Consider the following 20445-nt stretch of genomic DNA (forward strand, 5'->3'; position numbering starts at 1 on the left):
GTCGTGAGATTTTTAGCTCTTCTGCAATTTGTGCAACTTTAAATTTCTTCTCATGTAATTGACGAATTTTCAAGTATAGCATTAACTTCTCCTCCAAATCCCCAACCTCCAATAAACAGATACTTTCAGTTTACTAGAAAATTGGTTTTAATGAGCTAAAGTGTAAAAGGTTTCTTAGCGAAAACTGTCAATTTTATTTTAGCGTTTACAACTACATTGACCATTCAATTCAAACACTCCTATACTTAACAGAAAAGAACTGATCTCTTCAAAAGAAGAATGGCAGCCCTCAGCAAATCCTTGTATTTCCTTCACAACATTAGGATCAAATTCAGTAAGTATAGGTTTGCATGCCTCTCCAAATTTTAATTTTTCTTTAGTTACCTTTGGAAATCGAAATCCATTTTTATAAAGGATTTCTGCATAATGCTTTCCAGCTTCATAAGCATTTCCTTTTAATCTCGGATGATACATAATAAATCCCTCCATTGTGCATTTCTTTGTATATATAAATAATAAACCCTCCATTAACTGGAGGGTTTACCCTGTTTTTGTAAAAAAATTGCTAGTTAACTCTAATTCTTGTTAACTGGTATACATATTTTGGTGATAAATTCTGAAGGATGTCTGTTTAAATTTGGCCTTATATCTCTTATATTAGAATTGGACGGAACAAGTCCTTTTTCATAAATCTCTATCCCTTTTCCTATCTGGGTTAGATTCTGTTCTCTTATCCAACTTTCCAACATTTTATATCCTACATCCAATTCTGAATAAGAACCTTTAACTGTCGCGCACGCGTATATACCACTAGCCAAAATTTTACATCCATCTATCTTGTTTGCATCTTTTACTGGCAGAAGTAGTTCTACATCTGCCTCTTTTTGATTCAAATCTCTTTCGTGAAAGGTGGACATTAACTTTCCGTTAACTACAAGATTAAAAGCATAAACTCGATCAAATAAACTTTTAACGAATTGATCTATAAATTTTATCTTTATTTTCTCACGAATAGCATAGACTGTTATTTCCTTTCGCTTTTCAATATAACAGCTAGATAAAACAGGTCCTGGGATTATAGAAGTTTCTTTTTCTATTTGCATTTTTAACATTTTCATTTCTTCTATTTGTTTAGAAATTTGCTCTTTTTGACATTCAAGGTCACAAATTTTATGCTCTAATACGCTTGTCCATTGCAATTGATTAGCGCTTTCAATTAATTCCTTAATAGTAGTTAATGGGAATTGAAAATTTTTAAAAAGTATAATTTTTTTCATGACCTGAATTTTTTCATAATCGTAATACCGATAATTTGTTATAGGATCTATGTATGAAGGTGTTAGTAAACCAATATCATCATAATAGCGTAATGTTTTAACAGGGACATTACATATTTTCGAAAATTTTCCTATAGAGTACATTACGTTCTTCCTTTATTAGTTAATAATATAACATTTATTGTAAATTAAAATCTCAATACATTATTACTTTTCCTCTAATAACTCCAACTCTTTCTCCACAAATTCCAGCAACTCTTTAATTGTTTGTGCCGAAAAATCAAAACGAATGCCTGCCGCCTCATACACTTCTTTTACTGATTTTGCACTTCCTAAAGATAGCGCTCCTTTATAATTGATTAAAGTTTGTTTTGGACTTTCTTTATACTGCTTATACATCTGCAGTGCGCCTATTTGTGCAATTGCGTACTCGATATAGTAAAAAGGAGCTTCGAAAATATGTAAAATAGACAACCACTTTGTCTCTAACCAACTTTCATACCCTTCCCAATTCACAAAGTTAGAGTCATATGTTCTTGCTAGTTCTTTAAATTTTTCTTTTCTTTCGGCATGTGTATGGTTTGGATTTTCGTACATCCAATGTTGGAATTGATCGACTACAGTAATTATAGGCAAGTATTGTATTATCAATCGGAGTTGCTCACGCTTTGCCCTTTTGAAATCTTCCCCACTTGGATAAAATGTATTCCAATACTCCATCGTTAGAAGTTCCATTGTCATGCTGGCAAGTTCTGCTGATTCCATTGGGATATTTCGATATGGCCCTAGTTCAATGTCTTTCATAAGTTCATTATGTATACAATGACCCATTTCATGTAACAGAACCACGACATCGTCTTGTGTGTTACAACAATTCATAAATATAAACGATTGTTTAGAAGTAGGTAAGAATTCACAAAAACCACCCGGAGCTTTTCCTTTACGACTCTCTAAATCTAAGAGATTCTTTTCTTTCATATCATGTAGTAATGCCGAAAAACGAGAATCAACATTTTCTAAAATATGAAAAGTACCTTTTACTAACTCGTCGACATTTTGTACTGGTTGTAAAGGCTTGTCGTTTATTGGAACTGCTCTCATATCCCAAGGTCTAAAAGTATGTAATCCTAAAAGTTTTTGCTGTTTTTCTTGAAGCTTCTTCTGTAAAGGAACAACATATTGACGCATTGCTTCTGCTAAATCAAAACAATCCGCTGCTGTATAATCAAACCGTTCATACTTTTTAAACATATAATCACGATAATTTTGCAAGCCTACATTTTGAGCTTTTTGATGTCGCAACGCAATTAACTTATCCATAATAATCTGAAGATCCTCTTCAACCGATAACATACTTTCATGAATAAGAGTCATTGCATTTTGTCTAACCGTACGTTCAGGATTTTGAAGATACACCTGCATGTCGCTTAACGACTTTTCTTCATCTTCCCACATTACCGTTAAGTTACCTGTAATCTCGAAATATTTTGTTACTAACTCATCTTCGGCAATTTCTAAATCTATATTTCTCGCATTGAACAAATGAATTGCACTTTCTACTTTTTTATTCAATAAACCGTAAAAGTTAGGATCTAGCTGCAAACGAAATGGAGATTCGTAGTACTTATTGTCTAGTAAACTTTTATATCGTTTCACTAATGGTTGCACATGCTTTTGATCGAAGTCAGAAGTTTCTTTCACTTGCTGGTTATCAGTGTTACATTGAAATTGAATATAATGTTGTTTAAGTTGTTCTTCCACTTCATCTAAAAGACGCGACTTCCTTTTCAACCAATTTTCAAGTTCTTCGCTACATTGAATCTCTGTTTCTAATAAATCTATAAATTGTTTTTGCAACGTTTCCAAATTATTAATAACGAAATATTCAGTATTATCCATACGTAAGACATCCTTTCATACGATATTCTTCGCAACAAGTTTCAAATGCCCAGCAGGAATAATTTGTTTTACTGTTTCCTGCAAATCCTCTGCCAACACTTCTTCAATATGTTCCAAAGCGACTTCTAATATGCAGCACTCCATCGTTTCCACATTAAGCAGAGAATAATGATCATTTTTCTTAATCACTAAATATCTATGATCCTCTGTGATTAGTAAAGAACCAAGCTGAATTCCTAGTACTCTGTTATCTTCAAACTTCATATATATTCCTCCTATCTAAATAGATTTTACAATAAAAGGATATGATAAGATACAAAAATTGTAACTACTCAGCCATACATTGCATTTAAAAGTTTAGGAAGGGGTATAATTCCAGCGAAAATACGCTTACTTATAATTGCTGCCATGAAGGTAAAAATGGACCTACACCTCTCGCTGCCATTCTTTGTTTTAAACGTTGCGTGTGGCAGGAAAAGGCCCTGACTGCTTCTATGCATCGCTAGTCCCTCTCTACCATCTAAAAAAATGCTTTTCTTCCTTTTTTACAAAGTAGCTGAGTAGTTACCAAAAATTTATATGTCGAGAACTCAAAGTGGATTTTATAGTTTACAATATTTCGATTAACTTCATAATATTTACAAAACTCTAAACTTTCAGTATATTATAAGTAGGCATGGAATAATAAAGTAGGATAGAGTAATTTCCGGGTGGAAAATAAGAAAAAATTAGTAGTAGTGTTTTAGCAGGAACATTTTTATTTGGAGTTTCAGCACCTCTTGCATTCAATGTAAAGGAAGGAATTGCTGCTAAAATAGCGGCAAAACAGTAAAAGCATATTTAGCTTATGAAGCTGTTATGAAAACTTTGAACGTTGTTATTAATTTTGAAGGAACGATAACAGATGGTTTATATAAGCAGCTTAAAAATGGGATGTCCTGCTTGGTTAGCTGATATTGTAGCAAGAGCAATTGTTACATTTTTACTATAATTGTTTGAATTAGATGAGGGTAAAATGAAGGGATTTTTGCGAAATGCGATTTTAATATTTGGGATATATACACTAATTCACATTATTTTCGGTCTTGATTTCAACCCTACTATTAGTCTAATTACTAGAATTTGTGAACTATTACTTGTAGTTTGTGTATTAATTTATGTTAATAAATTTGTTAATACAAGAGATTAAAAATAATCGAAAAAGCATTAAAAAATGTGGTTGAAAGAAAAATCGCAGTACTAAAAATAATGAAGATTAGAAAAAGAAAAAAGTCATGATACTGAGCTATAAAGGAGCGATTATTTATGATTATTTTAAAGTTTATTAAGTTGATTCTTAGGGTAATTTTAAAGCTATTGATGATTACAGTTATAATTTCATTTGCAGTCATTAAGTTTCTGATTTCTTTTGCTTTAATGCTTTTTACGCTCGGAGCTTTTGCATCGAATGACTATTATCGAAGAAGGTTTTGAAGAGGAGCACAGAGTTTGACGCTTACTGATCTATTGTATATAAAGAAAAGAGATATACATTCATATCTCTCTTCTTGCTCCTCTGTAGCTAGTTATCCCAATTAAAACTGTCCATTTTGTTCAAACTTCTTACGTACTTATTTAGTATATAACTAGCCTTTTTGTATATTTCACGCATTGACACAAACATCTCAAGTGGTTCTTACTATTAAGACTTTACTTCTTCTCCAATAATTTTCACTTCTGTTTCTAATTCTACGTTAAATTTAGATTTTACCGTTTCTTGCACATATCTGATAAGTTTTACATAATCACTCGCTGTACCTCCACCTACATTCACCATAAATCCAGCATGCTTCGTAGATACTTGGACACCACCTATTTGTTTACCTTGCAACCCGCTATCTTGAATTAACTTACCCGCAAACATACCTGGAGGACGTTTAAAAACACTTCCACAAGAAGGATATTCTAATGGCTGTTTTGATTCACGTAAAAATGTCAATTCATCCATTTGTTCTTTGATTTTATTGTAATCTCCTTCTTGTAAAGCAAATGTCGCTTCTAACACAAGGTACCCTTCTCTAGAAATGGAACTGTTTCTGTATTCTAATTCTAAATCATTTTTATTTAGATTAAGAATTTCGCCATCTCTAGTTAGAACTAACACACTTTCAATAACGTGTGATACTTCGCCACCATATGCTCCTGCATTCATATATACTGCTCCGCCAACTGTTCCTGGAATGCCACAAGCAAATTCTAATCCAGTTAGATGATTTTCAAGTGCAAATTTAGAAGTATCAATAATAGTTGCTCCGCTTTGAACAATAACCTTATTATCTTTTAATAAAATATCAGTTAACTTGGTTAAATTCAGAACAATCCCTCTTATGCCGCCATCTTTAATAATTAAATTTGAACCATTACCTAAAATAGTAAAATCAACATCATTTTGATTTGCATATTTTACTACATCTTGTACCTCTTGATACGTAGTAGGTAAAACAAAGTAATCTGCATTTCCACCCGTCTTAGTGAAAGTATATCGTTTTAACGGCTCATCTTTTTTAACTTTATTATCATCTAATATATTTAATAAATCGTTGTATACTTTATCCATTTCTATAACCTCTTTACCTAGAATCTGTCCTATCCATTATAATGCATTTCAATTCAAAAAGACTAAAGTATTATTTTTAAAAAGATTCAAATAATAGTTTATGGTTAGGAAAGACCTAAATATTTTGTGAAAACAATCAATTATTGCAGTGAATATATTCTACATCAGTCTCTTTCCGTGTACTCTACTTTGAATGTATTGCAAATTTATAGGATAACTACTCTCTTTCAATAAGCGCCTCTCTCATCATTTCCACTGGATACTTCGGTAACTTCAGCATAATTTGCTCGTTCAGCCATTGATTCATTGCTGCTAAATCTATAAACTCTTCCTTCTTTTCTACTAACTCATAATAAAAATAATGATCTACAGCGAAAATAGACTCATTTATTTGTGAAATAATACTACGATTATTTGTTGCTGCATATTGTACAGTTGAATCTTGATTTAAGTATTGTTCAATTATTTCAGGATCAACGCCATCTAATAATAAATTTGTTGTTAAATTCTTCTTAAATACAAGGTGTAAGTTTTCTAAATCCTTCTTTAGTACACCATAAACAACAAAGTGATACCTTGTAACATTATTCATAAACATTACACATTTTTTTCGGCCAATCTTAAAAAGATTCGCATGCCAACAATATAGCGGATTGAAATCAGCAGCATCTACCTTTTGAACTTTTATTTTCATTTCATCGGCTAATTTTTTTGTACATTGGATAAGTTGCATATATTCCTCATTCTTTCTTTTAATTGATAACTGAGTTTTTATCTATATTCTACAAAAAATACAGTAACTTTGGAAAGAATTTGAGAAAAAACATCTCATAACATTAGTTCTGATTGTATTTATTTTCAAATTCCATTTTTGCAATTTTAGTATATTTGTTAACAAATTCTGTTTTTGCTTTCATATATCCGTCTCTGTCATGTTTATATTTATCTATTAAGCTCATTTTTAAGTTACCATATTCTTGGGCAACATCTTTATGTAATTGTAAAAAATCTCTAAAATACAATTCATTCCAGTTCCCCATATACCTAACATGAAGATGAAATACTTTTTCAGCAAATCCTCTCTCTGTATAACCTTTCATAAACATCATATGAGGCGCTGGTTTTTGTGGTTGCTTTTCTAAGATATATCCGTTTTTTTCTAGTGCATTCACTAAAAGTTTCAAATTACAGTCCTTAGTTATTTCAAGCAATATATCAATCGTTGGCTTTGCTAATAATCCGTTAACAGAAGTACTTCCTATGTGATGTATTCGTTCGATATATTGATTACCGATTATATTGTTAAATAGTTTTTCTTCTTGTAAATACCAATCTTTCCATATTGGATTATGTTCTTTCAATATTATTGGAAACAGTTCCCACAATTCTTCAAGTGACATTTCTAATAAACTCTTAGCCACAATACACTCCTCCATTTTACTAAGTAAACCATTTTATCAAACTTTATTTCAAAGCTACATCTACATTCTCAAATGTTGAGTAAAATATTTCTCGCTTTTAATCCTGAATTTTTTCCAGCTTTGTAACCCGTACCTTCGCAGGATAAGATTCAAGTATTTCACTACATTCTATTCTAACTTTGTCACCTGTTTGTAATTCCTTTTCTATATTTAGATAATTAAAGTGTAAAATAGCGTCAGCAGGAATTCTCCTTTTTAATCTCTCTTCTAAGTTTTTTCTATCGTAATCATCTTTTATATGTTTCTCTTCAATGAAAAACACAGTATCTCCCTTTAGTAAAATATAGCCATCTATTCTATTAGAAACCGCATTATTATCTATTTTTGTTATAGATTGGTTTAACTCATTACTTGTATTTGCCTTCCACATTAAAGTAACCATAAAAATCATTACAAAAACTACAATTATTCCAGCTATTTTTATACCGTTGTTCATCTCCATCACCTAAAATGCCTTTTCTAAAAAAGCTATTAACAAACAGTTGGAATACCGGAAGTGAAATCTCTACACTTTCATTTCTTTTGAGACACGCAGTAAAAATGCAATCATATATTCGCATGCTTTCTCACAAGCTAACATTTTAAACACTCTTTGTTCTTCGACTGTTTTATCATCCGCTTGATCTGAAGCGGCTTTTAAACAAAGAAACGGTTTTTCATTCACATAACAAACGTAAGAAAATGCTGCAATTTCTTGATCTACTGCAAGCGCTCCGTATACTGTCTGAAGTAATTCTCTCGTTTCTGAACTACGAATACGCTGGTCACCTGAAACAACAGTACCATAATGAGAAGGATAAACGAATTGCAACTTTTTCATTTCTTTAATCAACTGTTTTGAAGGATGAATACTTGCTGCTCTTCCTGTATATAAATCAAACGGATCCGTTTCCATTCCTGCCCCTGTTACATCATGTTGCATAACTTTAGTAGCGACAACAATATCACCGTTTTTCAACTTGTTTGATAAACTTCCGCAAATCCCTGTCATAAATAGCTCTTTTGGTTGAAATTCACTAATCAGAAGCTGAACACAACTTGTACATTGTACCTTTCCGACTCCAGTTATAACAGAAATCAATTCAACACCGCTCAGATTATGAAAATGAAATTCCCAAGCTGCTCGTTTTTCTTTTTTATAGCTTGGGTAATATTTATGTAAATATGTAAGCTCTGGCTCCCATGCCGCCACAATAGCAATCCGCTTCATAGATCGATGTCCTTTCCTACTATTTTTTCTTAAATATAGTTAACGATAATATAATTATGTATTTTTAATATCATAATGTAACTTTTTTCATAGAGACTAATGATATACACAATCATTTACTTCGCTTTTTGTAATCAATAACCTTCTTTTTCCTTTTCAACATGACCTATCTCACAAAAAAAAGACCATCAAATTAAAAATTGGTTTATATTAAAATTAGTGTATGTACACTAATTATTGGAGGTGTTGAATTAAATTGGAAAAAGAATTCTTAGTAATTAATAGCTTCTCTGGTGAAAATTTAACTGGAAATCCTGCTGCTGTTTTTTTTGATCCTAGCGGTTTAGAAAATCATACTTTACAAAACATCGCAAAGCAGATAAATCTTGTGGAAACAGTATTTGTCTATCCATCTGATAATGCGGACTTTCTATTTCGTTATTTTACTCCTCATAAAGAAGTATCGCTTGCTGGACATCCAACAATAGCAGCGTGTATCGCATTAGTGAACGCCAAGAAAATTGATCCTTATAAACAGAGTATATATCAAATTGAAACGCAAAATGGACTACGTGAAGTTGTTATTGAAATCATTAAAAATCAAGTACTTGTAAAAATGAAACAAAGCTCTCCTAAATTCATTTCACCGTTAATAAGTAAACATATAATCGCCAATACTTTAGGAATTCATGAAGCAGATATTGCTTCTAATCTTCCCATTCAAAAGATTGATTTATGTCTTCCATGTCCTCAATGCGAGGTCTCCTTATCTCAACATTGCTCACCGAAAATCACTCCTCATTTTTTAAAGTTCTATTTTTATTTCAAACTAACCCTTAATTCATCAAACCAGCGAGCACAAGCCATTGTTTCTTTATGTATTCGTCCATGACTTTCAAAGTACCACCAAGATGAAAGGATACAGTGAGATAATCCCCACGCGATGATTCTTTCTTTGTCGAGTTGAAGTTTCTCTGCCAATTGTTGCACACGATTTGCTAATATCTGCTTGGGATTTGTTTTATTGAATAAGTGATTTCTTAAATACGCAATAGTTTCATATTCTGCTTCACCGATAACTCCCTTTGGATCAATTGCAAGCCATTGCTCCTCTCCCATACATAACACGTTGTCATGATGTAAATCACCATGAAGCAAAAGCGGTTTGGAAATTGTTTTAATTAATTGCGGAAATAAATCTTCTGCTTTATCGACAAGATCTTTTGGAAAAGGTCCTGTATCACCATCAAAATGTACTCGTATTCGCTGCAATCCATTTGACCATTGTTCAATAGAAGGGAATGTATGCTGAGCAGGAACTGGTTTCCAAAGTTTTTTCATCGTTTGTCCTATAATAGTCGTTGCTTTTTCTTCATTGTCTATATGTGCAAGTGACATACCTGGTTTTATATATTCTAATAGTAAGAATCCATAGTCAGCATCTGAATCAAGTAGTGTCACCACCCCTTCTCCTTGAAAATAACGAAGCGCTTCGATTTCATTGTTCAATTCCTCGCAAGGTACACCGAGTTTTAATACAACCTCTTGTCCATTTTCCTTTCGAGCTAAACTAACATAGTTATAAGAAAGATTTGGGAACGTCCGAATGAATTGTAACGATAATTTAACTTCCAGTTCTTGAATCGTATTTGGAAGATTTTCAACCCATTTCTGTCCTCGTTCTTGGTGAACATCTTGGATAGTTGTTTTGAAAGATGAAGGAATACATAACATTGTTTACTCAACTCCTAGTTTCTCTTTTAGATCAAAATAAGAATCCTGTAACCATGGATGAACAACTTTTAAATTCTGTTTTCGCTCCCATAAGTATGAAATATAAGCAAAACAAGCGTGTTCTAATGATAATTCTAACGCTTCTTTAATTTCTGTAATATATGGAGGTGTTCCACTTTGGTCCCATTCAATTTTATCTGCAACAAATAACACCATATCTAAAGGTGTTGCATTTTTTCTTAATGTTGTATGACAGCTAATTGCATCTAATATCGTTTCGTTTTCCACTTCAAAAAAATCTTGTGCAATTCTTTTGGATAGTTTTTGATGAATAATCATCGGAAATATTCTTTCTTCTTGTAACACTTCAATTTGCATTTTCTCTGCTACTTCGATACGTTCATCATTTGGAATAATAGCACTAATATCATGGAGATAGCCAGCAATCACTGCTTCTTCTTCATCTAATCCAAATCTCTTGTTAATTCTTTTCGCTTCATTTGCAACCCTAACAGAGTGCTCATAAGTGTGAGGTTTATTATATTGTTCTAGCATATGTTGAATGTCTAGCTCCCAATTTCCTGTTAGAGAAATGGAATTTATCATTTGGTTCATTCTCTACTTCCCCTAAAAAATTGCTTATAGTTTCTTACTTTTTTATTCTAGAAATATAAAATTTATCCTTTTTAATACGTTACATGAAATTTTAAAATGGAGAGTAAGTCTCCTACACACTAACAAATGTATATTTCTTTTTATTTGCTGTAAAAATTAGGACTCATATGTCATTTATTTTTACAATCAGTCCTTTAAACACTATTCAGTAATTGATATTATGTAAAAATAGAGAAATGCTTTATTCAATGTTAGGATGTGTTTTTAGTCAATGGTTTTAAATTCTATCGATTATGAAATCTTTCAGTGGATCAACTCGTATGTTTACAAATACTCTTTCCTAGATAAAATGATGATTTTTTTCGCTGAGTATGCCCAGTACATATTGATTGTTGCTTTATTCATTTTATGGATTACAAATAAAGAAAATAGAGTGCCGGTTTTTCAAGCTTTATTCGCCTGTTCCTTAGCATTTACTATGAATCGAGTGATTGAATTATTTTTCTATCGCGATCGACCATTCGTTTCCCATCACATTAAACAATTGGTTGATCACGCTGCAAATTCTTCTTTCCCAAGTGATCATGCTACAGCTGCTTTAGTCATTACTGTAACAATCTGGCTTTGTAGTAGAGGAAAGACATTTATGTGGGTCATTTTTGGAATTTGTATTGCTTTTTCAAGAGTTTGGGTTGGCGTTCATTACCCTCTTGATGTATTGGCAGGTATAATCCTTGGCGTATCTATGGCACTATTTGTCCACTACCGAATTATGAAAATGAATCTATTGAACAAAATAACGAGTTATTCTTTATTTCAAAAATAGAAGCTAATAGCAAATAAAAACGCTTGGAAAACCAAGCGTTTTTTACTATATATGTAGGCTCTATTAAAAACTCCTGTTAACTAAATAATAATTTACTTAACAGGTATCTCCCATAGTTTCCCGCAATTATTTAGCCGTTTACAATTCTCCCGCCATTCACATGAAGAATTTGCCCGGATATGTAAGATGCATCATCAGAGGCCAAAAATACATATGCAGGCGCTACTTCAAACGGTTGACCGGCTCGCTTCATAGGAACATGGTCTCCAAATGTCGCAAGCCATTCTGGAGGTAAGGAAGATGGAATTAATGGAGTCCAAATTGGCCCTGGGGCCACACCATTAACTCGAATCCCTTTAGATGCCGAGTAGTCAATTGCATCTTGATCCCCATCATATGCACTTAGAGATGTTGTATTTATTATGGAGCTCCCTGAATTCATGTATGGCAAAGCAGTTTTCGTTAAAATAAACTGCGAAAAAACATTTGTGTGAAAGGTGCTTTCTCGTTGATTCGAATCTACATCAAGCAGACTGTTTCTTATGTATAATACACCGGCATTATTCACCAAAATGTCAATACGACCAAATTGTTGAATCGTCCGCATGACAACTTGTTGGCAATGCTGCTCATACCCAATATCACCTGAAATGGTAATGCAACTACGGCCGTATTTTTTGACATAGAACTCCGTTTCTTTTGCATCGCTATGTTCATTTAAATATGAGATCGCGATGTCTGCACCCTCTTTCGCGAAGGCTACAGCGACCGCCCTCCCAATTCCACTATCCCCACCAGTTATAAGCGCTACCTTATTTATAAGCTTGCCGGCTGGTTTGTAATTAGGGTTATCAAATATAGGTCTGGGTATCATTAATGATTCAATACCAGGTTTATTTTGTTGTTGAGGAGGGAAACCCATCTCATACACCCCTCTCGACATTTTTCTATAATGTATTATGATATTCAGGGAAATATATCCTTTTCAAAAAATAAATAGAGGGGGTAAGGTTATAAAAATGAGTTTTTGCTCCCTTTCTAAAATAATTCTTCAACGTCTCTGCATAACTAAACTGCCAAATTTCCTTGTATCTTCTAAACTATCGAATCCAAGTTGTGAGTCCAAACTGTTAAAAGCACGTACATTTACACTTTATGAAACTCTGATTCTTTATAATGTTTTTCCACCCTATTTAATACAACATCCCGTTCTTTATCCCATACCGAATGCCACTCAAATGTTCCCTGTTCAAAGAATAGCGGAAACCTTTTTTTAAACCAATCTTGCATCGGTAAATTTAATGCATCTTTTATATCCACCCATACTAACTCTCCTTCAGGTGGCTCTTCAAGTAGCTTTCCTTCAAAAGATGTTGCCAAATAATTAAATACCATATAACGTAACTTTGTGTTTGGCTCACAAAACTCGGTGATCCCTTTAAAGATTATGTCTTTTACGATTAAACCTGTTTCTTCACGTACTTCCCGGATCGCTCCGTCTACAATACTTTCTGGAAAGTCGACTTTACCACCAGGAGCAATGTACCCAGGAAAACCTAAACGATCTGGACGATTCATTAGTAAAACTTTGTCCCCATCTTGCACCATACACATCGTTAACATTTTGCATTCAAAATTACTCATCAAAAATTTCCTCCCTTATGTGAATTCATTGCTGAAAAATATATTATAAAAAAATCCCTTATCATCTTTTTCTCGCTAAATATAACGCAACAAACTGTGGTTTTTCAATTTTTCCACCATGTTTTTCAATGACGTTTTGAATACTATGAAACAATTTTTCTTTTACCTCTTGTGAAAGCAAACGATGTGCAGATTGCGTGTGTAATAATGCAATGTAATCGTCACTTGTATATGTATCAGTCCATTTATAAGTTTTTACAACTAAATCTTGGAACAAATCATGCTGCATTGTAAGTTTTTTTCGTTCTTCAATTAGGTCTTCTGGCGTCGGTAATTTGTTGGGATGTAAATGCGGTGCATACTTTTCATAACAATTTGCAATCTCCCGAAAAACATCTGCACTAGGTTGTATGTGATATGTCCAAAAGAAGGCCATTGTTCCATTTTCACGCAGCAAATTTGCTATTTTCGGATAGCCAATTTCCGGATTAATAAAATGAAACGCTGTTGCTGAAATAGCAAGTGAGTATGAATCATCTTGCCGATCCCAATTTTCAAAATTCCCTTGATACACGTGTATACCATTCTCACTTTGAAATTTAGAAGCTGTAAATTGAGCTAATCGTTCTCCTAGCTCAATACAATCAATCTGCTTATATCCTAATTTAACAAGTCCTTCCGTTGCTTTACCTGTACCACAACCAATTTCAAGAATTCGATCTTCCTTCTCAATATTTGCATACATGAACAAATCTTGAAAAAGTTCCTTTGGATATGTCGGTCTTATTTTTTCATATTCTTCGGCAATATCATCAAAAGTATATTTTCTTTCTTCAAAATTTACATCCATTCTTTTCTTACACCCCTTCCTAAAAAACTGTTACTTCACTTATAATTTTATCTACAATCATTGAAATATCTGTCTTTTCTTGTTTCGCTTGTACTAACTTATTTGACTCATACCATTTTCGCCCTACAGCAATGCCAATCGGACAATCTTGCTCCCACGATTGTAGTAATCGAACTACATCATGTCCTCTCCGCAACACAAAATCTGTCTTCAGAACAAATTGTACAATTTCAAGTTCTTTATGCGGACCTGAAACCTTCATATTTTTCCCTTGTAAATAGGCATTTCCATCTTTTAAATTGGTTGCTCCGACCACCTTATCTCTTGCTGCATAATGAATATTTCTAATCCCAGACATAACAATAGCCCCAAAACATAAAGGACATGGTTCCATCGTAGAATACAGTTCATATTCCTTACGCGTTTCGTTTGTCTCTAAATTGTTTATTTTTAAAATCGCATTTATTTCTGCATGAGCAATTTTGTTATTACATATTTCATTCGGCACCGCTTCTGTCTCGTAAACTGTATTTCTACCTTTTGAAATGATATTTCCACTTTCATCTACAATTACAGCACCAATGGGAAATGAACCGTTACAATACGATAACCAAGCTTGATTCAAACATTCTTTCCATGGCCCAGATAATGTATGCCACATATTATATTGTGACCTCCCTTCATTAATTTTTAATTTGGTTCTGTAGAAGAGATATTACTTGCTTATATAAATCATCTTTCTCACCCTCAGGTATACCTTCAATTAATCTTGCTGCCATAATTGGTAAAAACCACATTTCTATATCTTTCCACGTACCTTTTGATAAAGTTAAATATTCGTTTACGTATTCCTCACAAAATGCATGGCGCAGCGCCATAATACCTTGTTTCACTGATTCTGGTATACTTGTCGGTAGATGGGCATATTTTAATATAATAACCGTACGTGCTACATCGGCAAATCGATTACCAAAGCCCGCTGTCATCCAATCGATAACAATCGGTCCCTGCTCTGAGATTAAGATATTATCAGGATGAAAATCCATATGACACACTACTTGATCCGTTGGTAATGTTGTCATATAGGTTACGATCTTTTCTTTTTGCTCTGACGTAAAACGATTACAATGATTTACATGCGACGTTAAAGTTTCACGAATATCCGAAAATGCATTAGATTTCTGGCTATGGATTTGAGAATGCAATTCAGCAAACCTTTTTGCTTCTTTCTTTACATTCATCGGGTTTTTAGCTAATTGCTCAGTTAAAGTCACGCCATCAATTTTCTCATAAATAATCCCTGTTCTATTTTGATAAGATATCTTCTCCGCTACTTTAGGCACGGGTAACCCAAGGTTTTGGACTTCTTTACTTACAAAAAATTCCCTTTCAATAAGTGATTCTTGAATGTGGTTATGAAATATTTTTACAATTTCTTTGTCATTCCATAAATAAATTTCTGCAGTAATTCCTGCTCCCATTTTTTCTTTCATTGATTCATCCTACTTTCATGAATTTGTTATACACCTTCTATTTATTTCCTTTTCATTAACTACTTTTCCTTCCTTATTCGACAAAATTCACACAAGAAAAAAGGCGGACCCTTACTCTCGTAAGAAATTCACCTTTTTCTCATTCTATTACTTTATATATCTTTTATACCTTTGCACTTTCTTTTCCTTTTTCAACATAACTCATATCACCGACAGATTCGATTTTATACTCTCCATCTTTATAGAGAATTTTAGTTACACTTGCATTTTCTAGTCCAAGTTTTATTTTACTATTATCAATCATGTCTACTAATGCTGTGATTGTAATTCCATGAGATACGATTAAAACGTTACCTCCACCATTTTGGGCAGTCTCTTCACTAATTTTATCAAGTTCTCTTTTTATACGGGTGGAAAAGGTGTTCCAATCTTCAGCTTGCTTCGTATCGTCTGCCGCTACAATGAAGTTTACAATTTCTTTAAGTGATAACCCCATTAGTTCATCTGCTGATTTCACACCAGCAACAGCCCCAATCATTTTTTGCATATTTTCATTCTTATCGCCTTCAAAAATCCCAAAATTTAATTCACGTAAGTCTTTCCTTTGTTCAAGTTTTAACGTTGATTGCTCACTATATTTTAATACTAAGTTAGCAGTTTCAATTGCACGCCCACTATCACTACTATATGCATTAACAAAATGAATATCTTTTAAGCCATTTCCTAAATTTTTAGCTACTTCAACACCCGTTTCTACTAATGGAGAATCTGCCCAGCCTTGCACTCGTCCACTAGCATTTAACATTGTTTTACCGTGTCTAGTAATATATAACGTAACGGTATTATCTAATGTATTACTGCTCTTTTCGATCTTATTCATTTCTTTCTCCCCTTTTGAGTATAGCCTATCTGTTTAAATTACTAGATTTCATAGACGCAAAAAATTGAAATCTAACTTAATCCTCTACTACTTGAGGAGTTTTATAATCAGTATTAACTTATATTCTCTAACAATTATACCATCTATAGCGTTAAATTTTCTATTCTGTACGCTAATATAATACAATTGTTACCATTTTCCTATTAGTTTCACTTAAATTATGTCCATATAACAATAAAAGGAGTGAAATCCTGTATTAATAATACAGGATTTCACTCCTTTTATAAAAAATCAGATTTTATTTAAAAGATACTGCCAAAATTTTTGATTTAATACTCATTTAAACTGGATACTGGAACTTCTTGTTCATTATTCGGCTCATTGAGAGGGTAAATTCTTGCTGTTTCGTTCGTTTCATCTACATTTTGTATGTAGATTTGCGCCCCGTTATAGGTTACATTCGCCATTACTGGTGAAGCAGCAATCTCTTGTGCACGTTGTGTGTTCATAATTATAAACCTCCTTTTCGGTTAACAATTATAATATTGACATCCATTCCCTCAAATATTCTGGTGAATTCATACTAAGTAAACAAGAAGGGAAATGAAAAAGCATAGTTTGATGAAATTATCAAACTATGCTTTCGTATTCGTTATATACTTCTATTTACTTTGCAACAGATGAATTGGTTTAGCTGATAACGATTGTTTTGCTGCAATCCAAACAACAGTCGCTGTTGTTAAAACAGATAACAGAATGCCAAAAATAGACCAAGTTACATCGATTTTCATTGGCATTTGAAATAAGAATCGTAAAACAACACCTGAAAAAGCTAATGCAATTCCAGCCCCAACGAACCCAGCCGATAAGGAAATGATCGTATTTTCTAATAAAATGGATTTCATTAAATTACTCGAAGACATACCAACAGTTTTCATAATGGCCACATCCCGTGTTTGTTGAAGTAAGCGAATGACCACTTGATTTCCAATTGTCAGAACAGCGGTCAAAAATGCAAATAACGCTACGATAGAAAAGAAAGTACTTTGCATATGAATGATGTATTGTAGACTATCGATTGCTGTAGCAGCAATCGAATAGGCCATTGCTGAATTAGGAAGTTTATTATTTAACTCTGTTAGAATCGTATTCGTTTGTTTTGGATCGCTATCTAATGAATAGGTAATGCGATTCGGCTTTCCATATGTAGCTAATGTTTTTGCTGGAATACGAATACCAACCGTTTTTACAATACCTGATTGAAAGAAACCGACAATTTCACAATTTACCAATTCATTTCCTATTTGAATATCAACTGTATCACCTGTTTTTACCCCAAGCTTTTTATAACTATCCAACAGGATTGCTTTTTTCCCTCCTGCATCCGCCGATGTTAAATCGCGCCCTTCAGATATGGTATATGCTTTGGAAGTAAGAGCGGTATCTATACCTTCTACTGAAATTTTAGTTGAACTAAAAAATTTATCTTCTTTTACTTTTTGAGCATATTTCGTTGCCGCTTCTTCACCGTTAATATTTTGAAGTCTTCCATCTAATTGATAACCCTTTTTCCATGCTTTTATTTCCTTCATCGATTGAATTTGTTTTTCAACTTTTTCTTCGTCGTTAACTGAACTTGTAATAAGAAGATTTCCCATTGCTTCTTTTTCTAATTGCCCTTGCACAGATTCAATTAAATTATCAGCAAATACGTGACTAGAAACAACAGAAACAACCCCTATTGTTAAGGTAACTGCTAATAATCCATTTCGTTTATTCGTAGCAGCTATATTATGCAGGGCAAGAAAAAGACTTTGTGGCACCCTATTTTTCAAAGCGCCAATCATTCGGAATAATAAAGCGTATATAAACCCAATCAAACGAACGAAAGCAACAAGACATAACACAACTCCAGTTGTAAGGAGGAAAGCAAGGAGCGACTTAAACATCACACTACCATTCGCACTTGCTGTAAATGCTATTTTGTAAACATAAACAGAAAGAATACCACAAACTAAAATAAAAAGTTGAAGTTTTTTCCTAAAAGGTAACGAATAATTAACACTAGTATTCTCTGTATCTCGTAACATTTGAAGAGGTGACACACGCATTCCACTTTTTACTGGTATCCATGATGCTAAAAAGGTTACGACAAATCCGACGATGATTGTAGTACCAACAACAGACCATGACATTCCCCACGTAAGAGGCAAGGAAAGTACACTTGATAAATATGAGGTGAGCCAACTACTTGCTAATAATCCAATTCCAATTCCACCAGCTGTTCCGAGAATTGCTAGCCAGAATGCTTCTAGCAAAAAATAGCGAATAATAGATCTCGTTTTCATTCCTACCGATTTCATGACAGCGATATCATGTGTACGCGAAGCAATGATTACTTTCATTGTATTTGAAGTTGTGATTGCTGCGATTCCAAGAGCTAATACGCTAAATAGTTGAAGAAATGGAAGTAACATATGCAAATCTTTTTGTTTTTCTAATTCTTTATCATGAATGTCAATTACACTGCTTTGCGGTAATTGTTCTTGCACTTTATTTTTGAAAGTAGAGACGTTAACTTTATCATCCAATCCAATTAAAGCTTCATTAACTGTATTTGCTGGTACATGTAAGAGCTTTTGAGCTTGATCTAAATGCAAATACGCTGTTCCGAAGATAGAAGCGTCACCGTAAGATTCTTGCACACCTTCAACGAAACCACGAATTTTATAAGAAGACATTTCTCCAGTAGAACGATTCGGAGTCTCCACTTTATCTCCGACTTTCACTTGTAAACGATCCGCAGTACTTTTTGATAGAAGGACTTCATTTTTTTGTAAATTGCGAACGTTAGGAAACTGTTTATCTCCATACAGCGGATATTGCTTTGGCTCTATCCCTTTTATGATTAAACTTGTTGTTTTTTTATCAGATTTCACCATACTTTGGCCTAATAAAGAAGTTGTAAGTGCTTTTTGCTCCTCTTTAGGAATAGAAGAGATCAATGTATCGCGATTAATAGGGTTTAAGTAGGATTGAATAGCTACGTCTCCTCCTAGAAGAATTTTGGAAGATTCGTGAATAGAACGAGGTACTAATTCGACTAACATTGACATTGAGAAAAAGCTAGCTACTCCAACTACAATACTAAACACAGTAAAGAGGGTTCTCAAACGATTTCTCACTAAACTACGTAATGCCGATTTTAATAACATGACGTTGTTTCACCTTCTTTAATTAGCAGTCCATCTTCTATTTGTAAAATACGATCTGAAAGCTTTGCTACGTAAGAATCATGTGTAGCAATAATAAAAGTCATGTTGAATCGATCACGTAGTTGAAAGATTAAATTCAAAATAGTTTGTCCTGTTTTCGTATCTAAATTACCGGTAGGTTCATCCGCAATAACAATAGCGGGATTATTTACTAATGCACGGGCAATAGCCACGCGCTGCTGCTGACCTCCTGACAGTTGACTTGGTAAATGGTGATAACGTTCTTTCATCCCAACAAGATCGAGCATCTCTCTTGTTTTTTGGATCATTTCCTTTCGACTCTTCATCCCAGCGCACATAAGCGCCATCATTACATTTTCCTCGGCTGTCATTGTTGTCACTAAATTATAGGATTGAAAAACAAAACCAATTTTTTTCGCACGAAAATCTGCTAAATTTTCTTCAGATAGGGACGTGATATCCTCATTATCGATTATAATATGTCCTTCGCTAGGAATATCTAAAGAACCTAGTAAACCAAGTAATGTAGACTTTCCGCTTCCGCTAGGGCCTATAATACTAACCACTTCTCCGCGGTAAATTTGTGTATCAATTCCCTTTAAAATACAGATGATTCCTGCTTCTGTTTCATAATTTTTCTTTACTCCCTGTACTTGAAGAATCGGCTGTTTAACTACCATACTTTTTTCCTCCAAATTTTTATT

At 33.4% G+C, this 20445-nt stretch carries 22 protein-coding genes; 2 read left to right on the top strand and 20 right to left on the bottom strand.

What is annotated here, in order from left to right:
- Positions 1 to 198: 198 nt before the first annotated feature.
- The 9 genes from H280_RS0111520 to mtnN all read right to left on the bottom strand — a co-directional run bounded on the left by H280_RS0111520 (position 199) and on the right by mtnN (position 8463).
- The gene (locus H280_RS0111520; RefSeq protein WP_020061280.1) at positions 199 to 474 is read right to left on the bottom strand and encodes a hypothetical protein; all 276 of its coding nucleotides are present in this window, start codon (positions 472 to 474) and stop codon (positions 199 to 201) included.
- 101 nt (positions 475 to 575) lie between these two features.
- Positions 576 to 1421: a MerR family transcriptional regulator gene (locus H280_RS0111525; RefSeq protein ID WP_020061281.1), complete on the bottom strand. Its 846-nt coding sequence runs from the start codon at positions 1419 to 1421 to the stop codon at positions 576 to 578.
- Between the two features lie 63 nt (positions 1422 to 1484).
- The gene (locus H280_RS0111530) at positions 1485 to 3176 is read right to left on the bottom strand and encodes a M3 family oligoendopeptidase (protein WP_020061282.1); all 1692 of its coding nucleotides are present in this window, start codon (positions 3174 to 3176) and stop codon (positions 1485 to 1487) included.
- Between the two features lie 15 nt (positions 3177 to 3191).
- Complete coding sequence (locus H280_RS0111535) at positions 3192 to 3440, bottom strand: hypothetical protein (protein ID WP_020061283.1); 249 nt, start codon at positions 3438 to 3440, stop codon at positions 3192 to 3194.
- A 1417-nt stretch (positions 3441 to 4857) separates the two neighbouring features.
- A complete protein-coding gene (gene murB, locus H280_RS0111550) occupies positions 4858 to 5772 on the bottom strand; it encodes a UDP-N-acetylmuramate dehydrogenase (protein ID WP_020061286.1) in 915 nt (304 codons plus the stop codon).
- A gap of 217 nt (positions 5773 to 5989) precedes the next feature.
- Complete coding sequence (locus H280_RS0111555; protein WP_020061287.1) at positions 5990 to 6505, bottom strand: DUF6933 domain-containing protein; 516 nt, start codon at positions 6503 to 6505, stop codon at positions 5990 to 5992.
- Positions 6506 to 6608: 103 nt separating this feature from the next.
- The gene (locus H280_RS0111560; RefSeq protein WP_020061288.1) at positions 6609 to 7193 is read right to left on the bottom strand and encodes a GrpB family protein; all 585 of its coding nucleotides are present in this window, start codon (positions 7191 to 7193) and stop codon (positions 6609 to 6611) included.
- 97 nt (positions 7194 to 7290) lie between these two features.
- Positions 7291 to 7689: a DUF3221 domain-containing protein gene (locus H280_RS24425; RefSeq protein ID WP_020061289.1), complete on the bottom strand. Its 399-nt coding sequence runs from the start codon at positions 7687 to 7689 to the stop codon at positions 7291 to 7293.
- 69 nt (positions 7690 to 7758) lie between these two features.
- Positions 7759 to 8463 (bottom strand): 5'-methylthioadenosine/S-adenosylhomocysteine nucleosidase, encoded by a 705-nt coding sequence (mtnN, locus tag H280_RS0111570; RefSeq protein ID WP_020061290.1) that lies wholly within the window; start codon positions 8461 to 8463, stop codon positions 7759 to 7761.
- Positions 8464 to 8719: 256 nt separating this feature from the next.
- On the opposite strand from mtnN, the gene H280_RS23510 reads away from it, so the two are divergent.
- The gene (locus H280_RS23510) at positions 8720 to 9355 is read left to right on the top strand and encodes a PhzF family phenazine biosynthesis protein (RefSeq protein WP_020061291.1); all 636 of its coding nucleotides are present in this window, start codon (positions 8720 to 8722) and stop codon (positions 9353 to 9355) included.
- Here H280_RS23510 and H280_RS0111580 read toward each other — a convergent pair.
- Positions 9283 to 10197 carry an aminoglycoside phosphotransferase family protein gene (locus tag H280_RS0111580; protein ID WP_020061292.1) on the bottom strand — a complete coding sequence of 305 codons (915 nt, stop codon included), beginning with the start codon at positions 10195 to 10197 and terminating at the stop codon, positions 9283 to 9285. The genes H280_RS23510 and H280_RS0111580 overlap by 73 nt on opposite strands.
- A 3-nt stretch (positions 10198 to 10200) precedes the next feature.
- Positions 10201 to 10812, bottom strand: a complete 612-nt coding sequence (gene yqeK / locus H280_RS0111585; RefSeq protein WP_020061293.1) for a bis(5'-nucleosyl)-tetraphosphatase (symmetrical) YqeK — start codon at positions 10810 to 10812, stop codon at positions 10201 to 10203.
- Positions 10813 to 11083: 271 nt separating this feature from the next.
- Between yqeK and H280_RS0111590 the strand changes: the two genes are divergently transcribed.
- Positions 11084 to 11638 carry an undecaprenyl-diphosphatase gene (locus tag H280_RS0111590; RefSeq protein WP_020061294.1) on the top strand — a complete coding sequence of 185 codons (555 nt, stop codon included), beginning with the start codon at positions 11084 to 11086 and terminating at the stop codon, positions 11636 to 11638.
- Between the two features lie 130 nt (positions 11639 to 11768).
- Here the strand turns inward: H280_RS0111590 and H280_RS0111595 are convergent, their stop codons facing one another.
- The 9 genes from H280_RS0111595 to H280_RS0111635 all read right to left on the bottom strand — a co-directional run bounded on the left by H280_RS0111595 (position 11769) and on the right by H280_RS0111635 (position 20421).
- Positions 11769 to 12560, bottom strand: a complete 792-nt coding sequence (locus H280_RS0111595) for an SDR family oxidoreductase (protein ID WP_020061295.1) — start codon at positions 12558 to 12560, stop codon at positions 11769 to 11771.
- A gap of 224 nt (positions 12561 to 12784) precedes the next feature.
- Positions 12785 to 13282, bottom strand: a complete 498-nt coding sequence (locus H280_RS0111600) for an 8-oxo-dGTP diphosphatase (RefSeq protein WP_020061296.1) — start codon at positions 13280 to 13282, stop codon at positions 12785 to 12787.
- 61 nt (positions 13283 to 13343) lie between these two features.
- Positions 13344 to 14132: a class I SAM-dependent DNA methyltransferase gene (locus H280_RS0111605; RefSeq protein WP_020061297.1), complete on the bottom strand. Its 789-nt coding sequence runs from the start codon at positions 14130 to 14132 to the stop codon at positions 13344 to 13346.
- A 19-nt stretch (positions 14133 to 14151) separates the two neighbouring features.
- The gene (locus H280_RS0111610; RefSeq protein WP_020061298.1) at positions 14152 to 14793 is read right to left on the bottom strand and encodes a nucleoside deaminase; all 642 of its coding nucleotides are present in this window, start codon (positions 14791 to 14793) and stop codon (positions 14152 to 14154) included.
- 22 nt (positions 14794 to 14815) lie between these two features.
- Complete coding sequence (locus tag H280_RS23515; RefSeq protein ID WP_020061299.1) at positions 14816 to 15625, bottom strand: phosphotransferase; 810 nt, start codon at positions 15623 to 15625, stop codon at positions 14816 to 14818.
- Positions 15626 to 15788: 163 nt separating this feature from the next.
- Positions 15789 to 16505, bottom strand: coding sequence for a histidine phosphatase family protein (locus H280_RS0111620; RefSeq protein WP_020061300.1), 717 nt, complete (start codon positions 16503 to 16505; stop codon positions 15789 to 15791).
- A gap of 329 nt (positions 16506 to 16834) precedes the next feature.
- Complete coding sequence (locus tag H280_RS0111625) at positions 16835 to 17014, bottom strand: small acid-soluble spore protein H (protein WP_020061301.1); 180 nt, start codon at positions 17012 to 17014, stop codon at positions 16835 to 16837.
- A 153-nt stretch (positions 17015 to 17167) separates the two neighbouring features.
- Positions 17168 to 19720, bottom strand: coding sequence for an ABC transporter permease (locus H280_RS0111630; protein WP_020061302.1), 2553 nt, complete (start codon positions 19718 to 19720; stop codon positions 17168 to 17170).
- Positions 19711 to 20421: an ABC transporter ATP-binding protein gene (locus H280_RS0111635; RefSeq protein ID WP_020061303.1), complete on the bottom strand. Its 711-nt coding sequence runs from the start codon at positions 20419 to 20421 to the stop codon at positions 19711 to 19713. Before H280_RS0111635 ends, H280_RS0111630 begins: the two co-directional genes overlap by 10 nt.
- Positions 20422 to 20445 lie beyond the last annotated feature (24 nt).

It is taken from the genome of Bacillus sp. 123MFChir2, assembly GCF_000383235.1.
Taxonomy (GTDB): domain Bacteria; phylum Bacillota; class Bacilli; order Bacillales; family Bacillaceae_G; genus Bacillus_A.

Bases quoted from the DNA above. Each gene is read 5' to 3' on its own strand.
- H280_RS0111520 (WP_020061280.1), bottom strand. From the start codon at position 474: ATGTATCATCCGAGATTAAAAGGAAATGCTTATGAAGCTGGAAAGCAT.
- H280_RS0111525 (WP_020061281.1), bottom strand. From the start codon at position 1,421: ATGTACTCTATAGGAAAATTTTCGAAAATATGTAATGTCCCTGTTAAA.
- H280_RS0111530 (WP_020061282.1), bottom strand. From the start codon at position 3,176: ATGGATAATACTGAATATTTCGTTATTAATAATTTGGAAACGTTGCAA.
- H280_RS0111535 (WP_020061283.1), bottom strand. From the start codon at position 3,440: ATGAAGTTTGAAGATAACAGAGTACTAGGAATTCAGCTTGGTTCTTTA.
- murB (WP_020061286.1), bottom strand. From the start codon at position 5,772: ATGGATAAAGTATACAACGATTTATTAAATATATTAGATGATAATAAA.
- H280_RS0111555 (WP_020061287.1), bottom strand. From the start codon at position 6,505: ATGCAACTTATCCAATGTACAAAAAAATTAGCCGATGAAATGAAAATA.
- H280_RS24425 (WP_020061289.1), bottom strand. From the start codon at position 7,689: ATGAACAACGGTATAAAAATAGCTGGAATAATTGTAGTTTTTGTAATG.
- mtnN (WP_020061290.1), bottom strand. From the start codon at position 8,463: ATGAAGCGGATTGCTATTGTGGCGGCATGGGAGCCAGAGCTTACATAT.
- H280_RS0111580 (WP_020061292.1), bottom strand. From the start codon at position 10,197: ATGTTATGTATTCCTTCATCTTTCAAAACAACTATCCAAGATGTTCAC.
- yqeK (WP_020061293.1), bottom strand. From the start codon at position 10,812: ATGAACCAAATGATAAATTCCATTTCTCTAACAGGAAATTGGGAGCTA.
- H280_RS0111590 (WP_020061294.1), top strand. From the start codon at position 11,084: ATGGTTTTAAATTCTATCGATTATGAAATCTTTCAGTGGATCAACTCG.
- H280_RS0111595 (WP_020061295.1), bottom strand. From the start codon at position 12,560: ATGGGTTTCCCTCCTCAACAACAAAATAAACCTGGTATTGAATCATTA.
- H280_RS0111600 (WP_020061296.1), bottom strand. From the start codon at position 13,282: ATGAGTAATTTTGAATGCAAAATGTTAACGATGTGTATGGTGCAAGAT.
- H280_RS0111605 (WP_020061297.1), bottom strand. From the start codon at position 14,132: ATGGATGTAAATTTTGAAGAAAGAAAATATACTTTTGATGATATTGCC.
- H280_RS0111610 (WP_020061298.1), bottom strand. From the start codon at position 14,793: ATGTGGCATACATTATCTGGGCCATGGAAAGAATGTTTGAATCAAGCT.
- H280_RS23515 (WP_020061299.1), bottom strand. From the start codon at position 15,625: ATGAAAGAAAAAATGGGAGCAGGAATTACTGCAGAAATTTATTTATGG.
- H280_RS0111620 (WP_020061300.1), bottom strand. From the start codon at position 16,505: ATGAATAAGATCGAAAAGAGCAGTAATACATTAGATAATACCGTTACG.
- H280_RS0111625 (WP_020061301.1), bottom strand. From the start codon at position 17,014: ATGAACACACAACGTGCACAAGAGATTGCTGCTTCACCAGTAATGGCG.
- H280_RS0111630 (WP_020061302.1), bottom strand. From the start codon at position 19,720: ATGTTATTAAAATCGGCATTACGTAGTTTAGTGAGAAATCGTTTGAGA.
- H280_RS0111635 (WP_020061303.1), bottom strand. From the start codon at position 20,421: ATGGTAGTTAAACAGCCGATTCTTCAAGTACAGGGAGTAAAGAAAAAT.